The organism is Nocardia glycosmidis (assembly GCF_052545115.1).
The window spans coordinates 156181-174135 of the sequence record NZ_JBQWRH010000014.1 but is presented as its reverse complement, the minus strand read 5'-3'; the positions used below and the strand labels follow the sequence as shown (position 1 = coordinate 174135).

At 66.9% G+C, this 17955-nt stretch carries 14 protein-coding genes; 7 read left to right on the top strand and 7 right to left on the bottom strand.

Annotation, left to right across the window (positions count from 1 at the left end):
- Window positions 1-41: 41 nt before the first annotated feature.
- Both ACT86A_RS18990 and ACT86A_RS18985 read right to left on the bottom strand, forming a co-directional pair.
- A complete protein-coding gene (locus tag ACT86A_RS18990; RefSeq protein WP_445093490.1) occupies window positions 42-452 on the bottom strand; it encodes a GtrA family protein in 411 nt (136 codons plus the stop codon).
- An 89-nt stretch (window positions 453-541) separates the two neighbouring features.
- On the bottom strand, window positions 542-2929 hold the full coding sequence (locus ACT86A_RS18985; protein WP_445093515.1) for a hypothetical protein: 2388 nt from the start codon (window positions 2927-2929) through the stop codon (window positions 542-544).
- Window positions 2930-3199: 270 nt separating this feature from the next.
- On the opposite strand from ACT86A_RS18985, the gene ACT86A_RS18980 reads away from it, so the two are divergent.
- Together ACT86A_RS18980 and rffA are read left to right on the top strand one after the other, a co-directional pair.
- The gene (locus ACT86A_RS18980) at window positions 3200-4300 is read left to right on the top strand and encodes a glycosyltransferase (protein ID WP_445093489.1); all 1101 of its coding nucleotides are present in this window, start codon (window positions 3200-3202) and stop codon (window positions 4298-4300) included.
- Window positions 4290-5429 (top strand): dTDP-4-amino-4,6-dideoxygalactose transaminase, encoded by a 1140-nt coding sequence (gene rffA / locus ACT86A_RS18975; protein ID WP_445093488.1) that lies wholly within the window; start codon window positions 4290-4292, stop codon window positions 5427-5429. The genes ACT86A_RS18980 and rffA overlap by 11 nt, the downstream gene beginning before the upstream one ends.
- Before the next feature lie 93 nt (window positions 5430-5522).
- On the opposite strand, the gene ACT86A_RS18970 is transcribed toward rffA, so the two are convergent.
- The gene (locus tag ACT86A_RS18970) at window positions 5523-6122 is read right to left on the bottom strand and encodes a methionine biosynthesis protein MetW (RefSeq protein ID WP_445093487.1); all 600 of its coding nucleotides are present in this window, start codon (window positions 6120-6122) and stop codon (window positions 5523-5525) included.
- 88 nt (window positions 6123-6210) lie between these two features.
- Window positions 6211-9162 (bottom strand): AMP-binding protein, encoded by a 2952-nt coding sequence (locus ACT86A_RS18965; protein WP_445093486.1) that lies wholly within the window; start codon window positions 9160-9162, stop codon window positions 6211-6213.
- 175 nt (window positions 9163-9337) lie between these two features.
- Between ACT86A_RS18965 and idi the strand changes: the two genes are divergently transcribed.
- Window positions 9338-9928, top strand: a complete 591-nt coding sequence (gene idi / locus ACT86A_RS18960) for an isopentenyl-diphosphate Delta-isomerase (RefSeq protein ID WP_445093485.1) — start codon at window positions 9338-9340, stop codon at window positions 9926-9928.
- Between the two features lie 178 nt (window positions 9929-10106).
- Window positions 10107-10457 (top strand): hypothetical protein, encoded by a 351-nt coding sequence (locus ACT86A_RS18955; protein WP_445093484.1) that lies wholly within the window; start codon window positions 10107-10109, stop codon window positions 10455-10457.
- A gap of 153 nt (window positions 10458-10610) precedes the next feature.
- Here ACT86A_RS18955 and ACT86A_RS18950 read toward each other — a convergent pair whose 3' ends face one another.
- The 3 genes from ACT86A_RS18950 to ACT86A_RS18940 all read right to left on the bottom strand — a co-directional run bounded on the left by ACT86A_RS18950 (window position 10611) and on the right by ACT86A_RS18940 (window position 14283).
- A complete protein-coding gene (locus tag ACT86A_RS18950; RefSeq protein ID WP_445093483.1) occupies window positions 10611-10934 on the bottom strand; it encodes a DMT family transporter in 324 nt (107 codons plus the stop codon).
- 295 nt (window positions 10935-11229) lie between these two features.
- Window positions 11230-12654: an argininosuccinate lyase gene (gene argH, locus ACT86A_RS18945; RefSeq protein ID WP_445093482.1), complete on the bottom strand. Its 1425-nt coding sequence runs from the start codon at window positions 12652-12654 to the stop codon at window positions 11230-11232.
- Between the two features lie 426 nt (window positions 12655-13080).
- A complete protein-coding gene (locus ACT86A_RS18940; protein WP_445093481.1) occupies window positions 13081-14283 on the bottom strand; it encodes an argininosuccinate synthase in 1203 nt (400 codons plus the stop codon).
- 402 nt (window positions 14284-14685) lie between these two features.
- Here ACT86A_RS18940 and ACT86A_RS18935 point away from each other — a divergent pair, with 402 nt between their 5' ends.
- Genes ACT86A_RS18935 through ACT86A_RS18925 form a run of 3 tightly spaced genes read left to right on the top strand, consistent with a single transcriptional unit; the run spans window position 14686 to window position 17952 of the window.
- Entirely contained in the window at window positions 14686-14985 is a 300-nt protein-coding gene (locus ACT86A_RS18935) for a hypothetical protein (protein WP_445093480.1), read from the top strand.
- Window positions 14978-17443 carry a TPR repeat domain-containing protein gene (locus tag ACT86A_RS18930; protein WP_445093479.1) on the top strand — a complete coding sequence of 822 codons (2466 nt, stop codon included), beginning with the start codon at window positions 14978-14980 and terminating at the stop codon, window positions 17441-17443. Before ACT86A_RS18935 ends, ACT86A_RS18930 begins: the two co-directional genes overlap by 8 nt.
- Window positions 17440-17952, top strand: coding sequence for a DUF3558 family protein (locus ACT86A_RS18925; protein WP_445093478.1), 513 nt, complete (start codon window positions 17440-17442; stop codon window positions 17950-17952). The genes ACT86A_RS18930 and ACT86A_RS18925 overlap by 4 nt, the downstream gene beginning before the upstream one ends.
- Window positions 17953-17955: the final 3 nt, after the last annotated feature.

Here is a 17955-nt window from a genome sequence, read left to right as displayed (position 1 = left end):
GAGCTTCCAGCGACGTCGAGTGCCGGTCAGCACTGTTCGACCTACCCCGCGGGCCGGTTCTCGGGACGACGGCGGAACGAAATGTAGCGATGGCCGAAGAAGCTGGCGACCGCGACCAGACCCATCACCACCACCGCGGACGGAATCCGCGGCAGGTGCCCGACCGTGACCGCCAGCGACAGCAGCACCGTGTTCAGCAGCAGGCCACCGGAATTCACCACGACGAAGCCGGCGAAATCGCGCAGCACGCGGCCACGCACCCGAAACACCAAGGTCCGGTGCAGGACGAAAGCGACGACGATGCCGATGGCGTAGGCCAGCACGACAGCGACGGCCGGTGGCCACGCGTCACCGAGCACGGCCAGCCACACCACCGTCAGCGCGATACCGAGCAGGGTGTTGCCCGCGCCGACCAGGGCGAAAGCGACCTCCTGCCGGCGCACTGCACGCATCAGCAGTCCTGCCGGCCGCCCATCGGCCGCCGCGGCACTCGGGTTCGCGGCAGGTGTGCGACCGTGCGCGCCGGGGCGTGCGCTCGCCGTCACGAAACGACGTCCGCCAACTCGCGATCCGGCTCGGCGGGCGTCGAGCCATCGGTGTGCTCCGGCTCCTCGCGCCGCCGGGCGCGCAGGTAGAGCCACTGCAGGACACCGATGCCGAGCACGCCCGCGACCGCGGCGGCGATGCCGATCTTCCAGCCGGGCGGACGCCAGGTCAGCACCAGTTCGGCATTGTGGGTGCCCGCCGGAACCTCGACGGCGACGAACGATTTGGCCACCGTCGTGATGGGCACCGCCGTGCCGTTCAAGGTGACTCGGTAGCCTGGCCAGCCCAACCGGGAGAACACGACCCGGCCGCCACCGGCCGAGGACACCCGCACTCGGCTGGTGGTGTCGGTTTCGGAAATCGAGGTCGCGGTTACGCCCTTGGTGTCGGCGACGCGGCCGTTGGTCATCGAGATCGGGCCGCCCACTCGTTCCAGCACGGCGATGTAGCGCTCATGACCGGGATAGTCGACCCATTTCCAGCCCTCCGGCGCGGGTTGACTCGCCGCGTCCGGGAACAGCGCGCGTTGCAACACGACTCGATCCAGATTCATCAGATCGACCAGCGGCCGGCCGGTCGTTGGTTCCGGCGCGAACATCCGCCGGTAGGCGTCCGGGCAGACACTACCGTCCCAGCGCATGCACAGCAGCTCGCCGAAGTAGAAGTGCCCGCTCGGGGTGTAGCCGTTGACATAGTCGAGCTCGAGTCCACGGGCATAGTTGCCGAAGACGAGCGACCCATAGGCGCCGTCGACGCTCTTGTCCTGCGGCTGCAAGAGACCACGATCGCCCAACTGGATGGTGGTGCCCACGAAATCCGGGAACGCCGCTTTCGCTTCCGAACGCTTGGCGGGCAGGTTCCATGACATCGGGGTCGGCTGCGCGGCGCTGACCTGGAAGTAGGCGATCGGGAACATCGCCACGACGGTCAGCGCGCATGCCGCGGCGGTGCCCTTGGTACGCCCCAGCCACACCGCGGCGGCCACCAGCGCCGCGAGCGCGACGGCCGCGACCACGTGCCAGATCGCGTCGTGCGGGTCGGCGGAGAACGAACGCACCCAGAGCAGCAGGATCAGCACGCCCGCCGCGATCCCGCGATTCTTCACGCCGCGTGCCGTGCCGTAGCGGCCGAGCAGCACGCACACGAGTACGAGCAGACCGATGGCCAGCATCGGGAGCACGCGAGCGGGCCAGCGCAGCGGCCCGACCGAACCGGGGCCCGCGGTCCACATCAGCATCATGATCGCGAAGATCGCGATCGCACTGAGTTCCCGCCACGCCTCGCGGGCGCGGCGCCAGTCGACGAACGCCAGCGCCGGAATCAGGAACCAGGCGATATAGGTCACCGGAAGCGGCTGGACGTAACCCCACCACGAGCTGAACGCAGGCAGCGAGCTGGGCAGGCTGGCGTTCAGCGATTCCGACCACGGCACCGTGAGGAACTGATCGTTGTTGATCTGCGCGGTGCCGCGCCAGGTCACCTTCGCCGAGAGCATGGAGGGCAGGAAGGTCAGCAAGCCCGCGAGCCCGGCACAGCCCGCCGCGATGGTCAGCCGCAGCACGGGCTGCCACTTGCGCTGGTACAGCAGCTCGCCGACGGCAACCGCCAGCAGCATCAGGACCGCCTCGACCGCTGGGAAGATGTACTGGGTCGAGATGGTCAGATACAGATAGACGAAGACCGGGATCGGACCGGCGGATATTTTGCGGCGTCCGCGGGGCCCTGCGTGGTCACGCAAGCTACCGCCTCCGGGCCCGTCGCTCCCGCCGGATATTTTGCGGCGTCCGCGGGGCCCTGCGTGGTCACGCAAGCTACCGCCTCCGGGCCCGTCGCTCCCGCCGGATATTTTGCGGCGTCTGCGGGGCCCTGCGTGGTCACGCAAGCTACCGCCTCCGGGCCCGTCGCTCCCGCCGGGGCCACGCGTGTAACGCACCGATGCCGCCCACGCGTGCACCAGCCACGCGGTGCCGGTGAGCGCGGTCATCCAGCTGGCTTCATCGAAGAACAGGAAGAAGCCCGACAGCGGCAGTGCGATGCCCGCGACAGCCGACCACGACGGACGTCCACCGTAGACGAGGCAGACGCGGTAGACCCCGAGCGCGGCGATGATCGAGAAGATCAGCTTCACGACGGTGGCATACACGGCGACGTTGTCCACCAAGGGCGCGATCAGATCGATCAGCAGCTGCGGCGGATTGAACAAGCCCGCGTCGTCCATCGTGTTGTTGCCCGACATCCACTGCTCGGGCACCAGCACCGGGAAGGTGCCCTCGCGCAGCGCTCGGCCGAGACCGACCCACAGCGAGGTGTACTGGGATTCGGTGTCGTCGGTGAAGAAATGCCGGACGTTGGCGAGCAGGACCGCGGCGTAACCCGCGACCACCCCGAGCGCGGTGATAGCTCCCCACCGGTAGACTTCTCGCCGCGCATAGACATCCCGGCGCGAGCCGCGCACTGCACCATCCGTCACGAGTTCCAAACCCTACAGGGCGGCTCACCGCTTGGCATCGGTCGGCGACCGCCACCATGATGAGGGCATGATCAGCTGCTGCGGTAGCCGGACGGCGCACCGTGCTAGAGTCCAGACCGGTTCGGGCTCAACAATCCTGCAACGAGTACCGGCACGCACCGTCATCGAAAGTCGATCCAGCTGATGCCGATTCCCCCTGCCCGTGCACTCCGTTCCGGCGCCCCTGCCACGAACGGTGATGCGGCCCGGCCCGGGCTGGACCGGCCACACACCGTATCGGTGGTCGTGCCGGTGTACCGGGGCGAGGACACCATCGCCGGGCTGGTCGCCGAATTGCACGCTTTGACCCACCCCGTCCGGACTCCCGGCGGCGTCGCGTTCACCGTCACCGAGATCATCCTGGTGCACGATCACGGACCCGACCGTTCCGATGTGGTCCTGCAGGAACTGGAGCAGACCTACGCGCAGGTGCGCACCGTCTGGCTCAGCCGCAATTTCGGGCAGGACGCGGCGACGATCGCCGGGATGTCGGCCGCGGGCGGCGACTGGATCGTCACCATGGACGAGGACGGCCAGCACGATCCGCGCTACATCGGCACGTTCCTGGACACCGCCTTGGCCCAGCGGGCCGATCTGGTGTATTCCAAACCGACCAACACCAGGCCGCACGGCTTGCTGCGCAATCTGACCTCGCGCGGCGCCAAACTGGTGCTCGCGACGCTGTTCGCGTTCCCGGATTCCACCCGGTTCGAAAGCTACCGGCTGATCCGCGGTGACATCGGCAAGCAGCTCGCCGAGGTCGCCTCCAACGGCGTCTATCTCGATGTCGCGCTCACCTGGGTGGTCGGTGCGGTCGCGCAGGCGCCGGTGCAGCTGCGCGCCGAGGGGCGCGAGGAGTCCGGCTACAACTACCGCCGCCTGTTCTCACTGTTCTGGAAGATGGTGCTGTGCAGCGGAACGCGCGGCCTGCGACTGGTCAGCCTGCTCGGTGTCACGCTGGCACTGGCCGGCGGCGTGATGGCCGCCGTCGTCGTGCTCGAGGCGCTGACCACCGATGGCTGGGCGCCCGAGGGGTGGGCCTCGACCATCGTCGTGCTGCTGCTGTGTTCTGGAGCCGTGCTCTTCTCCCTCGGACTCATCGCCGAGTACCTCGGTGTCGCCCTGCACATTCTGGTGGGCAAACCGCTCTATCTCACGGTCGAGACGCCGACGCCGCGTCCGGCCGACGTTTCGGAACTGACCGCGACCACCGCCAGCAGGGGGACCGACCGGGTTGAACACTGACCGCGTCATCTTCAGCCGCCCGTTTCGGGCGCGCCGGGAACTCGCGAATCTGGAGCAGGTGCTCGCCTCCGACCACAGCCACGGCGACGGGCAGTTCACGGCTTCGGCCACCGCGAAGCTGAAAACCATCACGGGCGCGCCGCACGCCCTGCTGACCACCTCCTGCACCTCCGCGCTGGAAATGTCGGGTCTGCTGCTGGAACTGGGATCCGACGACGAAGTGATCGTGCCGAGTTTCGCGTTCACCTCCACCGCGACCGCCATGGCGTTGCGCGGCGCCACCTGTGTCTTCGCCGATATCGACCCGGCCACCGGGAACCTGGACCCCGCTTCGGTTGCCGCGCTGATCAGCGAGCGGACCAAGGCGGTGGTGGTCATCCACTACGGCGGTGTCGCCGCCGACATGGCCGGGCTGCTGGAGTTGGCGAACGCGCACGGCTTCGCTGTCGTCGAGGACAACGCGCACGGGCTCGGCGGCACCTGGCGCGGCCGCCGGCTCGGCACGATCGGCACGATGGGCACGCTCAGCTTCCACGACACCAAGAACGTGCACTGCGGCGAGGGCGGTGCGCTGCTGCTCACCGACGAGATCCTGATGGCCAGGGCCGAGATCATCCGGGAGAAGGGCACCGACCGCGCGCGATTCCTGCGTGGCGCCGTGGACAAGTACTCCTGGCAGGACATCGGCTCCAGCTACCTGCCGAGCGAGCTCAACGCGGCGGTGCTGGACGCGCAACTGGACGAATTCGACACCATCCAGGCCGGGCGGCACCGGGTGTGGGGCACCTACGCGGCCGCGCTCACCGACTGGGCGCGACGCAACGACGTGCGCCTCATGTCGGTGCCCGCCGACCGCGAGCACACCGCGCACCTGTACTACTTGCGCACGCCGACCGAACGCCGCCGCGACGAGCTCATCGCTCACCTCGCGGCACAGGGCATCTCGGCGCCGTTCCACTACATTCCGCTCGACTCCAGTCCAGCGGGCTTCAAACTCGGCCGCACGCCGCGACCGTGCGTGCAGAGCGCGGAGTTCTCCGCGACCGTCGTACGTCTGCCGCTGTGGCCGGACCTGACCGACGAGCAGGTCGCCCGCGTCATCGACGCGGTCACGGCGTTCACGGTCTGAGCCCGGGGCCGGTCCCGCGACAAACGCGCAGGTCGCCAGGCGTGGACGCGATCAGGCCGGCGTCCGGTCCGCACCAACGAAACCGGTTGCGTCTCACGCGCTGAGCACGTAGAGCTTCTCCCTGCCGCCCGCGATCAGGGATCGCCGCACCACCCGAGGGCCGTACCCGGTGAAGAACTCGTCCAGCGTCCGCTCGGTGAAGCGGTCGGCCTGTTCGCCGTCGCCCGCGTCGGTGAACCGCTTACCGATGGTGGCGAGGACCGGGTTGCCGCTGGTGGCCAGATTGCGGACCGGTTCGGCGACGATCACCTGCTCGGTCGCGGACGCGAGCATCCGATCGAGCACCGGACCCGGCTCGGGGAGAAAGTGGTAGAGGCTGGCCTGCATGATCACGTAATCGGCGGCGGGCAGTGGCTCGCCGGAATGCAGGTTCCACACCATGGCCCGCCCGCCCGCCTCGATCACGCGCGCGACGAAGCGTTCGTTCAGATCGAGACCCGTGTAGTCGACCGACTTGTGGCGCAGATAGCGGGTGTAGAGCGTCGCGGGGCCGCAGCACAGGTCGAGCACGCTCGCCCCCGCCGGGACGAGTTCCGCGATGGCGCGATACCGAGCCGTGTAATGCTTGCCGTACAACCCGCGCATCAGCACCTCGTAGACGGTCCCGTTGCGGTAGATGAGGCTCGTTCTCACAGGCACTCACTATGCCATTGGCCGGTGAATCGGGTGCTTCGGCAACATGACCGGCAATACTCGCCTCGGTGGGACGCGCGCCACGTCGTCAGCCGCCGAGCAGCGTGCGCGCCCGATCCTCGGTGAGGATCTCGTAGGCGTCCGCCGCGCGGTTGTACCACCAGGTGCCAGGTCCCGGCCGCGGTCGCCCCGCCGCCTGCACCGCGTGCGCGGAAGGGCGGTAGGACGGACTGCGCGGGATGTCGTCCACCAGGTACACCAGGTCGGGACGCTGATCCGGCGCCAAGGCCCGCACCGCCTCGGTGACGTCCCTGGGTTCGAGCCGGAAACCCGCGCGGACCCGCACGGCCGCCACCGCCAGGCAGTGGTCACCGGCGTCGAGGCCGTAGACGACCTCCATGTCGACCGCGGTGATGTCGTTGAGCACGTCGACGATCGGCTGGCCGAAGACCGGGCCGCGACGCGTCCGGATCACCGTGTCCGTGCGGTCGATCAGCCAGTAGTCGCCGTCGGCGTCGCGGCGGAACAGGTTCTCCGTCGGCATCCAGGAGTCCCCGGCGGCGAACACCCCGCGCAGGCCGCCCGCGGAGATGTCGACACCCTCGGACGCCTTGCCGATCAGCAACCCCACCTCGTTGTCCGCGCAGCGCCGGGCGAAACCGGACCCGTCGAGCAGTATCCGCTCGGCGAGCGGGTCGTAGGCCACGAGTTCCACCCGCGCGGTGCCCGGCACCGGTCTGCCTTTGCAGCCGCGCTTCGCACCGGTCACGTTGGCCAGCACCACATCGCCTTCGATGGAGGCGTAGAACTCCAGCACGCGGGCGGGATCGAACTGCTCGACGGTGCGCCGCCACAGCCCTGCGGGCATGCCGGAACCGATGAACAGCCGGATCGGGTGGCGATGGCCGGCCGGGAAGACCTCCGCGTCGAGAATGTCGCGCAGCATGGTCCAGGTGTAGGTGACCACGGTGACGCCGTAGCGATGTACTTCCTCGGCGAAAAGCCGCGGGTCGAGCGAACGCGCCAGCGCGATCCGGCTGCCGCCCGCGACCGCCCCGCCGAGGCTGACCAGCAGACCGGACGAATGATGCAGCGGCGCAAGGCAATACACCGTATCCCGGCGGTTCAGGTCGGCTGTGGTCGCGGTGCCGAAGGCCGACAACGCCCAGCGATGATTGGTGATGTATTTCGTCTCCAGCCGCTCGCCGGTGCCCGTGACGAGCACGAACGCCAGCTCCCGGGCCAGGCCGGGATCCGGCCGGTACCAGGCGGGCAGCGGCACCTGCGCCGGGTCGATCTGCTCGAGGTCGATCAATCGGTCACCGGCGGGGACCGCCAGCTCGCGCGCGTCACCGCCGCCGAGCACCAGCACCCTGGCGCCGGTCGCGGCCGCCTGGCGCAGATTCTCCGGATCGGCGATCACGGTCTCCACGCCGGTCAGCTCGATCGCGCGGCTCAGCGCGCTACTCGGAGCCAGCAGCACCGCCACCGCGCCCAGCCGCGACAGCGCCGCGACGGCGGCCAGTCCACTGGGCCGGGTCTGCATCACCACGCCGACCCGCGTCGCTGGGCGCACGCCGACCGAAATGAGGCCGCGCACAACGCTGTCGATGCGCGCGTTGACCGCCGCGTTGGTGTAGACCCGGTCGTCGAACAGGAACAGATCCCGCTGTGGAGCGTGCCGTACCTGCTCGGTCAGCAGGCGGCCGAGCGAGATTCTGGTGTGCGGCGCAATCGTGCCGAGACGGGCCAGCCGCGGCAGCGCCCGCGCCGCCTCTGCGGCCAACTCGATCGATCCACGCACGGTGTTATTTGCGATGCCTTCCAACGCCTTCCCCACGCCGGCGCCTGCCTCCGCCAGGCTCGCGGCAGTGTGGACCACTCGGGTCGCCACCGACCGAGGGCGATTGTTCGGCACGTGCTCGGCCATCGGCACGATTTCCGGCGGCAACGGCTGATTTCCGTCCGTCGCTTGGACCCAGTCCCGCACCAGCGGCCAGGTGTGATTGGTGGCGGCGCTCCCGGCCACCAAACCGAAATGTCCCGCGACCAGCGTCGCCTCATAGACCTCCGCGTTCGGCGCGGCGCGCACGATACCGCGCACCGCAGCCGGTTGCCCGATGTCGTCGACCTCGCCGACGAAAGCCAGGATGGGGCATTTCAACTCGGCCAGCGAGATCGGCTGATCACGAATCACGAAACCGCCGAGCATCAGCCGGTTGTGCGCGACGAACTGTTTGAGCAGATCCGCCGCGGCCGGGCCCGCGTAACCGACCCAGCCTTCACTGTGGAGGAAGCGGCGCTGGCGCTCTTTCGGCAGCAGGGCCTCCCGGTCGTGTAGCTGACGCAGAAAATCCAGCCTGGATTTGGCCGTCTTCATCGGATCGAGCAGCTGGAAGCCGATCCGCACCATGGAGTCGGTGATCGGCAGCCGGGTGACCACATGGTCGGCCAGGAAGTCGGCGAGGCCCGACACCATGTCGTAGGGCAGGCCGAAGGGAAGGCCCGCGACGATGTCGACCGGGCTGCCGAAGGTCACGATGCTGTCGACGCCCTTGCCGTTGCGGTAGGCGGCGGTCTGGTAGGCGAACATGCCGCCCTGGGAGTAGCCCATGAGGTGCACGCCGCTGCCGGTGGCTTCGGTGACGGTGTCGATCGCGCTGCTGATCGCGAGTACGTGGTCGGCGAGGTCACGCTGCCAGCCGCCCTCCTCGCTCGCGGGCGAGCCGAAATCGACCACCCAGCAATCCACTCCGCCGCTGTGCAGGATGCCGACGGCGCCACCTTCGGCGTTCACGTCCCAGATATCGGCGTTCACCATGAGCGGGGGAATCAACACCGCGACGGGGCGGCCCGGGGTGGTGTCGTCGGGGAAGTAACGGCGCAACCGGTACATGCGTTTGCGCTCGACGACCTCGAACGGGGACGCCTCGACATCATGGGTCAGCCCGCCGAAGCGGATGACCTCGAGCCCGTTCTGCGCGGTCGCGACCAACCGCTGCACCGAGCCCACCACATCTTTCGCACTCAAACTCACCATGGCTCCTGGCCCTACCCCTAGAAAGTGCCCCTGATCACACACCTGAGATGTTCGGACGAGCTTCCCACACCTCGTATCCATTATGGGACCGCTGTGACACGTCACCTGACCTCGCCGTGGCCGATCGGGAGGGCAGCCGCAACTACCTGCTGATCGCCGCCGATAAGGTGAGCGGGTGACCGACGCCCTTTCCCAGCCGATCACCGACCAGCCGATCACCGACAGAGAGGCCCTGCCCGTCGAACTCGTCGACGACGTGGGGCGCTCGGTCGGCGCCTGCTCGGTCGCCGAGGCACATCTGGCTCCGGGGCTTCTGCACCGCGCGTTCTCCGTGCTGCTCTTCGACGCGGCGGGCCGGGTGCTTTTGCAGCGGCGTGCGGCGGTGAAGACCAGGTTCCCCTCGCTCTGGGCCAACACCTGCTGTGGTCACCCCGCACCGGGCGAGCCGGTCGCCGCGGCGGCGGCGTTGCGGCTGTCGCAGGAAATGGGGTTGACCGCCGCGCTGACCGAGGCCGGAATCTACCGCTATTACGCCGCGGACCTGTGCACCGGCCGCGTCGAGTCCGAATGGGATCACGTTCTGATCGGCCGACTCGTCAGCGGTACACCCCGGCCGGACCCCGCCGAGGTCGCCGAGTACGCGTGGATCCCGCTGGACGCACTGCGGGACGCCGTGGCAGATGGTCCGGATATCTACACGCCGTGGCTGGCCGGGGTACTCGATATCGCCGCGCACGCATCCGTCGAGGGAATGCCGGTGTGCTGATTGCCGGTTCGAGGCGGCCAGCCGTATCTAACGCGCCGCCGTATAATATTGATAGATGCGCATATCGCTGTAATAACATGTCCGGAAACTGAGGGAAATCATAGCAGCGGCACAGGCTTTGGCCAGGACCATTCGTCATCCTGACGATGTACGAGTTCTCGGTGGAATGAGGTGCGCGATGGTCGAGATCGAGGTCACGGGATCGACGGTCACGGTTCATGTGCGCGGTGCGCATCAACTGCTCGCGCTGCGCGAACAGTTGGCCTTCGATCTATCCGATATCACTGCGCTCGGTATGGCCGGTGTCGACCAGCGCCCACCTTGGGTGCGCACACCCGGCACATTCTTCCCCGGCGTGATCGCGGCGGGCACCTTTCGCGGCAAGGGACGCAAGGAATTCTGGGACACCCGCTTCGACGGCCACGCCATTCGTATCGACTTGGCCGGCGCCGAGGTCACCCGGCTCGTCATCGACGTCGCCGACCCGGACGCGGAGTTGCGCAGGCTCGCCACCGCAGCGGCCGCCTGACCGGGCTCCGGCGCCGAAGGACCGCGCCGGTTCACGGCGGGGGCGGACATGCTCATGAGGCGCGGTCGCGCAGCATCGCAGCGCGGACGTCGGATCGATCGGGCACACCGAACCGATGAGCAGTCGGTCGATCATCGGCGAAGCCGGCGAATATCAATGCGCGCCACCGAATTCCAGCGCCAGCACGCCGAGGATGACCAGCGCGATGCCACCGACCTGAAGCAGGGTCAACCGTTCATCCAGGAACAGCACGCCGATCACGGCGATCGCGGCGACCCCGGCCGCCGACCAGATCCCGTAGGCCACCCCGATCGACATGCCACGTTTCAATGCCTGCGACAGGAAGTAGAACGCCCCGCCGTAACCGATGACAACAACGATCGAAGGAATGAGCTTGGTGAATCCTTCGGACAACTTCAGCGAGACAGTCGCGGTCACTTCGGAGACGATGGCAAGTGCAAGCAACAACAAGGTCATACCGCCAGCCTAGCCACCGACGCAGCATGCGCGGATTCGATTTCGAAGGCGCCGGAAGCTGTGCTTTGCCGCCCTGAAGTGCGCATTCGGCAGGTATATCATTCCGGCCGAAGCCAAAGCGACGAACCCGGACCGGAGCCCGGATACAAGGCGGAACGCCCCGCGCCGCAGCAGCCTGCTACGCCGTGTCACCGACATCACCGCCGTCGGGTAGACCCGACACGAAGCCCGGAGCCCCTGCGCGCAAAGTTGTTTGCCGACAGCGCTTTCGCGCGACCGTGCCGGGTCGCTGAGTTCAGCCGAGCCACCGGAGGGCAGCGGAAGCCGCCTGGCGCACCTCTTCGAGCTGGGCCGCGACCTGGACGCCCGCCGTGCCGCCCCGGGCGTTGCGGGACGCGATGGACCCCTGCACGGTGAGGACCTCGCGCACTTTTGCGGTCAACGCCGGGTCGATGGCAGCGAACTCGTCGTCGGTGAGGTCATCGAGACCGACACCGCGGGATTCGGCGGCGCGCACGCACCCGCCCGCCGCCTCATGGGCAACACGGAACGGAACACCCTGGCGAACCAACCATTCGGCGATATCGGTGGCCAGCGTGAAACCGGCGGGGGCGAGTTCGGCCATGCGGTCGGTGTGGAAGGTCAGCGTCGACACCAGGCCGGCGATGGCCGGAAGCAGCAGCTCGAGCTGTGCGACCGAGTCGAACAGCGGCTCCTTGTCCTCTTGGAGATCACGGTTGTACGCCAGCGGCTGGGCTTTGAGGGTGGCCAGCAGTCCGGTCAAGTTCCCGATCAACCTGCCGGACTTGCCGCGGGTGAGCTCCGAGACATCCGGATTCTTCTTCTGCGGCATGATCGAGGATCCGGTCGACCACGCGTCGGCAAGCGTGACGTAGCCGAATTCCGGTGTGCTCCAGATGATCACCTCTTCGGCCAACCGGCTCAGATCGACGCCGATCATAGCCAGCACGAACGCGGCCTCGGCCGCGAAGTCCCGCGCCGAGGTGGCGTCGATCGAATTGGCGGCGGCCGCGTCGAACTGCAATTCCGCGGCGATCGCCTCCGGGTCGAGTCCGAGCGAGGAACCCGCCAGCGCGCCGGAACCGTACGGCGACACCGCCGCACGCTTGTCGAAATCGCGCAGCCGATCGAGATCGCGCAGCAGCGGATGGGCGTGCGCGAGCAGATGGTGGGCCAGCAGCACGGGCTGGGCCGCCTGCAGGTGGGTCTTACCCGGCATCACCGCATCCGGGTGCGCGGCGGCCTGCTCCACTAGCGCGTCCACCACCGCGAGCACACCGGCGGCGACCCGGCGCACGCCGTCGCGCAACCACATCCGGAACAGCGTGGCCACTTGATCGTTGCGCGATCGTCCGGCCCGCAGCCGGCCGCCGAGTTCGGCGCCGACCCGCTCGATCAGACCGCGTTCCAGCGCGCCGTGCACGTCCTCATCCGACTCGGCGGGGCCGAACGCGCCCGAATCCACGTCCGCCGCAAGCTGATCCAGCCCCGCCAGCATGCCGGACAGGTCACTGTCGGACAGCAGCCCCGCCTTGTGCAGAACCCGCGCGTGCGCCTTCGACGCGCGAATGTCGTAGGGGGCCAGCGCCCAGTCGAAGTGCGTCGACTTGCTCAGCGCGGCCATCGCCGCGGCAGGTCCGGAGGCAAAGCGCCCGCCCCAGAGGGCACCCTGATTAGTGCCGCCACTCTGCGTCGTCATGTGTGCTCCTCCGCCTCTTTCGGATATTCGAGCCTTACTTCAGGATTTGCGTTCAGGTCCTGTGTTGGGTCGACTCCACAGCCCCGGACCTTCAGGCCGACAAGTCAGGTGGCACAGAACTGCGCCCAGATCGTGCGCCGCCGCTGGGCCCTAGGCGTACCCGGTGAGTCCCCCGTCCTTGGGAGATCTCAGTATGTTGGGTCCAGACCGCGGCGACGAGCCCCTCGCCGGGTAATCGCCTGCTGCTTTCGCTTGTCGAGAACAGCTGCGTCCGCAACAGTGTCATGGCCGCCCCGCTCAGTGCGTAGTACCTGTTCAGGGTGGCTTCCTCGCGGTCTGTACGACCGTACACCGAATGTCCGACGCCGAGATTGCGGCCGGGCAGCAGAGCGCGCCGGTGCGGGTCCGTGCACCGGCGCGCGCAGACTACTTCTGGTTCAGATCGCGGCGGGCGGCGACTTTGGACGACAGGCCGTGGATCTGCACGAATCCCTTGGCCAGCGACTGGTCGAAGGTGTCGCCCTCGTCGTAGGTGGCCAGGTTGAAGTCGTAGAGCGACTGCTCCGAGCGACGGCCGTTGACCACGGCGGAGCCACCGTGCAGGACCATCCGGATGTCGCCGGACACGTGCTGCTGGGTGTCGCCGATGAAGGCATCCAGTGCCCGCTTAAGCGGGGAGAACCACAGGCCGTCATACGCCAGTTCGCCCCAGCGCTGCTCGACCTGCCGCTTGTAGCGGCCTAGTTCGCGTTCGATGGTGACGTTCTCCAGAGCCTGGTGCGCGGCGATCAGCGCGATGGCGCCGGGCGCCTCGTAGATCTCGCGGCTCTTGATGCCGACCAGACGGTCTTCGACCATGTCCAGCCGGCCCACACCTTGTCGGCCCGCGCGGCGGTTCAGCTCGACGATCGCCTCCAGCACGCTGACCGGGCGGCCGTCGATGGCCACCGGCACGCCGCGCTCGAACCGGATGATCAGCTCATCGGGCGCCTCGAAGTTGACGGTCGGGTCGGCGGTGTAGTCGTAGACATCCTTGGTCGGGGCGTTCCACAGGTCCTCGAGGAAGCCGGTCTCGACCGCGCGCCCCCAGACGTTCTGGTCGATGGAGAACGGCGACTTCTTGGTGACATTGATCGGCAGCGCGTTCTCCTCGGCGAAGGCGATGGCCTTCTCGCGCGTCCAGGCGTAGTCACGGACCGGGGCGATCACGTTCAGGTCGGGTGCGAGCGCGCCGATGCCGACCTCGAAGCGGACCTGGTCATTGCCCTTGCCGGTGCAGCCGTGCGCGACCGTGCTCGCACCGTGGAACTTGGCCGCCTCGACCAGGTGCTTGACGATGAGCGGGCGGCTGATCGCCGACACCAGCGGGTACTGGCCCATGTACAGCGCGTTGGCCTGGATGGTGGGCAGGCAGTACTCGTCGGCGAACTCGTCGCGGGCGTCGACCACGATCGCCTCGACAGCGCCACAGTCCAGGGCACGCTGGCGCACCACGTTCATGTCCTCGCCGCCCTGGCCGAGGTCGATGGCCACGGCCACCACCTCAGCGCCGGTCTCCTTGCCGATCCAGCTGATCGCGACGGAGGTGTCCAGCCCACCGGAGTAGGCGAGTACGACGCGCTCGGACATGTCTGTGTGCTCCTCGATGTTCGATAGGTGTATCAGCAGTATGGCGGGTGTCCGAGCGGTGGGCGCGGCCCGGCCCCGACGCCTCGGGACCAGCCGCGGCAGGCCCGCGTCGTTCTACAAATGATTATGCACGATGATGCAATCCCATTCACAACCGGGGCGGCGATCGCACCGCGCCGACGACCCCGTCGAGCGTGGCCTATGCCTCACGCCGCCCGCGGCACCGATGCACTGGCGAACTCGACGGGCAACCGAGCCGGATCGAGATCGATGTCAGGAAATTCCCCCATTCGTGGCTTGCTGCCGATCCCGTCACTGTCCAGATCGAGTCTGCCGAACAGCCATTCGGCCGTTTGTCCCTGCTAAACTCCTCGGCCAGTTGTTATGGAGGAGGGGGCGGAGTTGTTACAAGCCGATGTGGACCAGATCCGCGCGATGGCAGACAAACTGCTCGGAGCTGGCAACTCGATCGACAGCATCGATGTACGAACCTCGGCGGCGGGGCTGCACGCCGCTGTGCCCGGGTCGGATATCCCGCGAGCGATCGAGCTGGCCGCCGAGTTCGTCGAGGGTGCGTATTTGCGTGTCGCCGAGCGGTTGCGGGAGGTGGCGACCAAGTCCAAGGACGCGGCCGGAAACCTGCAGACCAGCGATCAGCAGTTCGCCCAGATGATGCACGCCATGGATGTGCACCATGCTTAGCCCCGGCGACGTCGAGCGCTGGGATCTTGGCGCACTGACCACATGGACAGGAAAGCTCAGCGAATCTCGGTCCACTCTGATGGAGCAACTCGACGGTGCCCGCAGGCACTTCGACGAGGTTCGGCACGACTGGCAGGGCGCCGCTTACGAGGCCGCCTACAACCGGGTCGGCCAGGACCACGATCAGGGCAAGAAGCTCGGCTACGAAATCGATGAGCTGATCGACATCCTCACGCGAGGAGTCAGTGCGGTAGCCGGGTTCCGGGACACACTGCTGGCGAAGCTCAACGACGCCCGCGCCACGCAACTCGTGGTCGACGACACCTGGAAGGTGCTGGACAGAGAAGGCGTCGACCCCGAGGTGATCCGCATCCATCAAGACGCGATCAACGCGGCGTTTCCCCCGTTCCGCGACGCTGTCGAGAACTTGGCGAAGCAAATCGGTGACCAAGCACTCGAGATCAGATCGGGCGGCGACCTCCTCGGCTCCAGCCTCGACGTCGCCGACGCCGACAACCAGGCAACCCGATTCGGCAAGCAGGACGGCAAGGCGCTCGCGGACGCGGCGCGCAACGGCGATCCCGCGACCATCGACGAAATCGCCTCGAACATGCCCGAGCACGTGCTGAGCCCGGACGAACTGCGCCGCCTGGCCGCGGGCGAGGAGGTCAGCACCGTCCCGGCCAGTGTGCAGGACTACTACAAGGCGCTGTACCAGGAAGCGGGCAAGGACGGCATCCTCGCGCTGAACCAGCGACTGCTCGAGCGGGAACAGGCCGGTGATCCCGTCGCCGCGATGAAGCGTGACAACCTCGCCAACTCGCTCATGGTCGTGTCGAACGAGAAGATCGGCTCCGGCCCGAAGCGCGGCTCCTACGCCGATCTCCCACCCGGGGTGCGCGAACTCGTGTCGGGCCGCTACGAGGACCGTGACGACGCGGCCATCGACGGACAACGCCCCGTCAAAGAGCAGATGCTTCAGCAGGCCGCATTCGCCGAACTGCTGACCCAGGCCAACCCAGGCTACGAGCCCGGCCAGACTCTCGGCATCGAACTGGGCAGACAAAGCGCCAGCCTCGCCGAATACGTCGAATCCAGCGAAAAGGATTGGCACGGCTACCCACCCGGCTTCGATGAGGGCGACCTGGACAAGGTCGAAGCAGCGAGTCGACAGTTCCTGGAAACCAGCACCCGCAACAACGAATCCAGCTACGCCCTGCTGACCGGCAAAGACCCCAACACCGGCCAGGACATCCCCGGCGACCTGTCCTTCGGCGCCACAGACAAGCAGTACAACCCCCAGGACTTCGACCCACAGAAGTTCACCTCGACCGTCTTCTCCCACGAATGGGACGACGACGGCAAAACCGCTGCGGGACTGTACGAATGGATCGCCGACGGCACCGACAAGCCAGACCCGGAAGGACTGCTGGCCAAGCGTGCGCTGGCCGAACTGCCGAACATCTTCGCACCGGAGGAGACCGATGATTCCGGGCGACCGAAGCTGAAGGCGGGCGAAGACGGCACGATCTTCGAGGACAATGCGAAGGCGTTCGTCACCAATCCGAAGCTGGCGGACGGGCTTTCGCACGTCCTGGCCACCAATATCGAAACCTACGTGAGCCCGAAGACGCCGGAAACCAAGATCTTCGACGACCCACTGATGCCTGGCGATCAGGCGAATGTCGCCTTTCGCGAGACGGAAGCCAACCGGTTGCTGTTTCTGGGCAGCCAGTCCGAGACCGGTAGGTTCAATCTGGAATTCGCTAGGCAAGCTTACGAAGCCGAGATGCTGGACCGGGCGGTCACCGAAGGTGGTGGTGATCCGCAGAGGTGGCTGAGCATCCACGCGTCTGAACTTGGTTCGCTGGACGGGCGTATCACCAATGCGTCGTTGAACGCGCTCACCTACCAGCAGGAAAAGGCCTCCGACGACGATTTCAAGGCCAAGCAGGAAACGTACGAGATGCGCCAAAGGGTCGGCGACATCGTAAAATCTCTGACCCTGGACAGCCTGGAAATTCCCGGCGCGACACCGGTCAGCGTGATCGGCAACCAAGTGCTCGAAGTCGCGAAGGAAGAGGGCTACAACGCGGCCATGGAGAAGTTCAACCCCGAACCAGAGAAGGAATACCCCACCTATCCGGACCGATCGCAGGCGTCCGCCGTAGCGAATCAGCAGATCGTCCAGCAGTTGTTCAACACACTGCACGCCAACGGACAGCTGCCGCCGGAATTCTTCGGCCCGGACGGTAGACCGCTCGACGTTGCCCCCTTCATGGCCCACCCGCTGCAACCAACGCTGAGGCAATTCCTCACCGATCGTAACCTCGCGGAATTCACAGACAACTACGCGGACGCGCACTCCTTCACAACTCTCTCCGGTATGGCAAGCAAACCGGGAGATATGACTTACTACGTGACAGGGAAGCTCCCGGAGGAACCGGCAAAGAAATGAGAAAGCCGACACAAGTAGCAATCATCTGCACTCTGATCTGCGCGGCACTGGGCGGCTGCACACGCGACGAACCCGAACCCGTCGACACCACATCCACCTCATACATGTTCGACAACATATTCAACCCCTGCCGGCAAATGCCGCAACAGTTCCTCGAAAAACACCTTCTCGAAAAGAAGCCGCAGGGCCTCAACAATCTAATCGACCACTACGTCTCCCTAGGATGCTCCTACCATAGCCGGGAATACGATTTCGTCGTCGAGGTCAGTAACGCCCCGCTGAGCGATATCCCCCGATTCGACCGCCACACATTCCAGCCAACCCGCGTTGCGGGACGGACCGCCAAGATCCAATCACTGCCACTGGAACAACGATTCTGCGTGCTGCGAGTCGAAATGACAGGCGGAATACTGTCACTCTCTGTGGCCCGCAATGTCGCACTCGATCCATGCTCAACGCTGACCGCACTGGCCGAGGAGCTCATACCGCTACTCCCACAAGGAGTTTGAGAA